Here is a 3,423-nt window from a genome sequence, read left to right on the forward strand (position 1 = left end):
TGCATGAATTTGCTCGAACGCGAACCCTCCAAGCAACGCATGGTCAAGAAGCGCCGCAAGGCCACGTGGAACGATGACTACCGCGCTAAGGTCGTCTTTGGCTGAGGATTTATACGCGCTCGCCCTGAGAGCTTGAGCGGCATAGGCATCACTGGCGATGAGCAGCCACTCGCCGTCTTCTAAGCGCTTGGCGCTCAGGTACAGGAGCTGCCCCAGAGCCAACGCGGCTTTCGCAGCACACGCTGCTCTTGGACCTGCAGATCTTGAAACTCACGGAGCAACCGGGCCTCTCTTCGCCCGAGCGGGAGCGAGGGATGCGCGCATTGGCCTTCAGGCGCAGGCGAAACGGGATCTGCTGCTCACCGGTTCCACAACCAGTTGGAGCAGGCGCTCGCGGAGTCTCTGGGCGTCGAGCACCTAGCGCTGTTCGCCAACGGCACCCCTGGCCTTGCTCACCGCGCTGCAGGCGTTGCGCATCACCGGCGAGGTCATCACCACGCCCTACTCCTTCGTCGCCACTGCGCATACCCTGCTCTGGAACGAGATTCAGCCGGTGTTCGTCGACATCGACCCGCACAGGCTCAACCTCGACCCCAACCGCATCGAAGCCGCCATCACCCCGCGCACTACCGCCCTCTTGCCGGTGCATGTGTAGGGTAACCCCTGCGACGTCGAGGCCATCCAGACCATCGCCGACAATTACAACCTCAAGGTTATCTACGATGCCGCGCATGCCTTCGGCGTGCAGGACCAAGGCGGCAGCATCCTGCGCCATGGCGACCTCTCGGTGCTCAGCTTCCACGCCACCAAGGTCTTCAACACCTGCGAGGGCGGCGCCATCATCTGCCCGGACGACAAGACCAAGCAGCACATCGACCCTCTGAAGAACGTTGGCTTTGTGGGTGAAACCACCGTCGTCGCCAGCTGTGAGCGTGACGCCACATGATGACCGGAGAACGTGACATGAACGAATTTCGCCCGGCTACGCGCAGCATCGAGGGCTCGCCTGGGGAATCCGTGCGCATCCTGCGCGAGCTTCAGGAATTGACCCAAAAGGAGTTCGCCACGCGCGCTGGGCTGCCGCTGGCGGCGTTAGTCGAGATCGAATCCGACCGCTCCGCCCTCGACATCGAGCAGGCCAAGTCCCTCGCTCGTGCGCTCAAGTGTCATCCCGGTGCCCTGGTCTTTCTAGGAGGGTGACGTCCCTCGTTTTTCTCAGCTTGAGGGCAGTGTGCAGGGGCGTGGTCGCTTTCTGGTCGCGCATCACCTGGCGGTGCTCCTTGAGCAGATGGGGCGCGTGGAGCAGGCGCGAGAGTATCAGTAGCTGTCGCGGGCGTTGCGCGAGGGGCAAGGGCAGCGCTGATCCCGGCGCTAATGAAACACCGCCTCCGGCGTCTCAGCGGTAAGAATACGATCGGACCACTCCAGTAGGGTCTCGGCATCGGCCTCTTGGATCTGCTGGCGCAGCCGGACATCGGTGGGGCCGAATTTGCGCTCCATCTGGCGCAGCAGCATCTCGGCCTTACCCTGCTCGCGGCCTTGCTCGATGCCCTGCTCGATGCCCTGCTCGCGGCCTTGCTCAATATACCGATCAATAAACGTCTGCATGATGGGATCTCCCGGTGCGGTCTGTTCCAACAAGCGGCGGGCGTCGGTTTCGTCGACCCGTTGTGTCCCTTGGACATAATATCGCAGCAGCGATTCCAGAATCTGCAGCGCGGTATCACGGTCGGCGACCTGGTCGATCAAGGCGATCAACCGCTCCAGATGCTCCAGCGGCTGGTCGCTGAAGATCCAGCGTAGCGCTAGCTGCACCAGGCGGGTGAGCACATCGCCTTTGATCTCCACATCGCTGCGCGGCGAAAGATCGTGCAGCGCATAGCGGAACTGCGGCACGTAGGGTTTGAGCGCCTCTGGTAGCGGGCGGATCAGGGCATGGAAATCGCTCGGCATACGCCAGCGGCTCTCGCCGTGATAGAGCACCAGCGGATAGACCGGCGGCAAGGTCTTGGCCTCGGGATGCTGCTTGCGGTAGGCATCGCCCTGCAACGCGATGTAGCGCAGCAGTTGCAGCAACACCCAGTAGTCGGGATGGCTCTTGTGCTCAAACAGGATGTAGACGTGGAGCGCGAGCGTCGCTGCAGCATCTTCTAGATCAACTGCAGCGGCCGGATCAGCCCGCTCAGGCACGGCCGGATCAGCCCGCTCAGGCACGGTTGGATCAGCCTGCTCAGGTACGGTTAGATCAGCCTGATCGGGCACGGTTGGATCAGCCTGATCGGGCACGGTTGGATCAGCCTGATCGGGCACACGCCATTTCAGCCGATAGACCAGATCAGAATAGGACGCGCGCAATTCCCTGGAGACGTAGCTGTCTTTGCTGATCTCCAGACTGTCGAGCTCCACCACCTCAAGCAGCTCAGCCGGCAGTTGCTGGCGCAGAAAGTCCTGCGCAATCTCGCGCCGGGTGAAACTCTCGCGGAAGTAGACGTCATGGGGGTTGTTGATCTCGTCGATGGAACGAACTGTACCAGATTGGACTGTTGTGGCGAGCACCCTGCACCCATGCACGAGACGCCTGCTGCTCGCAGCATTGAGGGGTAAGTCCCTGATTCTCCCTCCTCGCGAGCTTGCGCCGGTTGCGCATTGACCCGCGCCAACGTCGTGCAGCCCTCCCGTGCAGCTCGCTATACTGATGACTCCAGTCCCGCCGCACCTCAGCGTCGGTCACCAACGCCCCTGCCAGAGCAACCACTGATGAGCGCTGCCTTTGATCTCTACACCAAGTTGAAACACAGCTCGAGCGATGAGGAGCGTGCTGAGGTGATTGCGCAAGCCTTTGATGCGCTCGAAGCCCGTTTCCCTCAGCTCAATGATCTCGCGACCCAGGGCCATGTCCGCGAAGGCGAGCTGCGCTTGCAGAAGGAAATTAAGGAGGTTGAAGCGCGGCTGCAAAAGGACATCAAGGAACTCGAGGCGCGCCTACAGAAGGACATCAAGGGCGTTGAGCTCCAGATCAAGGAAGTCGACGCACGCTTACAGGAGCGAATCAGCCAGCTCGAAGTGAGCCTGCACCAGGCACTGGCCGCGCAGACCCGTTGGCTCATCGGCGGCCTCGCTATCCTCGGCGTCGTGCTGAAGCTCGCGGATGTGCTGATCGGACCTTGACGACGCTCGACGGCGCTGTGGCATGAGCGCTCGAGGTTGGCGCGCCATCAGGGCCGCAACCGCAGGCTGTTGTTGGCGCTGCTCAGTGAAACTCCGCCTCCGGGGTCTCAGCGATGAGGATGCGCTCCGGTGTCTCGCGTAACAAACCGAGGGCGCTAATGCTCGTCGTGTTTACGGCGATGATCCTTGCGCAAAGGTCTCAAGCAATTCCATGTCTTTCTGCAAGAGGGTATTGATCAATTGGTCGAAATCCAG

The 3,423-nt window shown here is 61.5% G+C and carries 3 protein-coding genes and 1 pseudogene; 3 read left to right on the plus strand and 1 reads right to left on the minus strand.

Translation table 11 applies throughout. The features are described 5' to 3' along the window. Positions 1-366 precede the first annotated feature (366 nt). Together CKO42_RS25995 and CKO42_RS26000 are read left to right on the plus strand one after the other, a co-directional pair. Positions 367-922 (plus strand): annotated as a pseudogene (locus CKO42_RS25995) (DegT/DnrJ/EryC1/StrS family aminotransferase); the annotation flags it as partial. A 41-nt stretch (positions 923-963) separates the two neighbouring features. Then, positions 964-1,200 (plus strand): helix-turn-helix domain-containing protein, encoded by a 237-nt coding sequence (locus CKO42_RS26000; RefSeq protein WP_200252087.1) that lies wholly within the window; start codon positions 964-966, stop codon positions 1,198-1,200. A gap of 171 nt (positions 1,201-1,371) precedes the next feature. On the opposite strand, the gene CKO42_RS26005 is transcribed toward CKO42_RS26000, so the two are convergent. After that, positions 1,372-2,556, minus strand: coding sequence for an Rpn family recombination-promoting nuclease/putative transposase (locus CKO42_RS26005; protein ID WP_200252089.1), 1,185 nt, complete (start codon positions 2,554-2,556; stop codon positions 1,372-1,374). Positions 2,557-2,757: 201 nt separating this feature from the next. Here CKO42_RS26005 and CKO42_RS26010 point away from each other — a divergent pair, with 201 nt between their 5' ends. After that, entirely contained in the window at positions 2,758-3,168 is a 411-nt protein-coding gene (locus tag CKO42_RS26010; RefSeq protein WP_200252094.1) for a DUF1640 domain-containing protein, read from the plus strand. The last annotated feature ends 255 nt before the right edge of the window (positions 3,169-3,423 follow it).

The organism is Lamprobacter modestohalophilus, from assembly GCF_016583905.1.
GTDB classification, from domain to species: Bacteria; Pseudomonadota; Gammaproteobacteria; order Chromatiales; family Chromatiaceae; genus Lamprobacter; species Lamprobacter modestohalophilus.

Excerpts from the sequence above, each read along its gene's own strand:
- CKO42_RS26010 (WP_200252094.1), top strand. The coding sequence starts at position 2,758 with ATGAGCGCTGCCTTTGATCTCTACACCAAGTTGAAACACAGCTCGAGC.
- CKO42_RS26000 (WP_200252087.1), top strand. The coding sequence starts at position 964 with ATGAACGAATTTCGCCCGGCTACGCGCAGCATCGAGGGCTCGCCTGGG.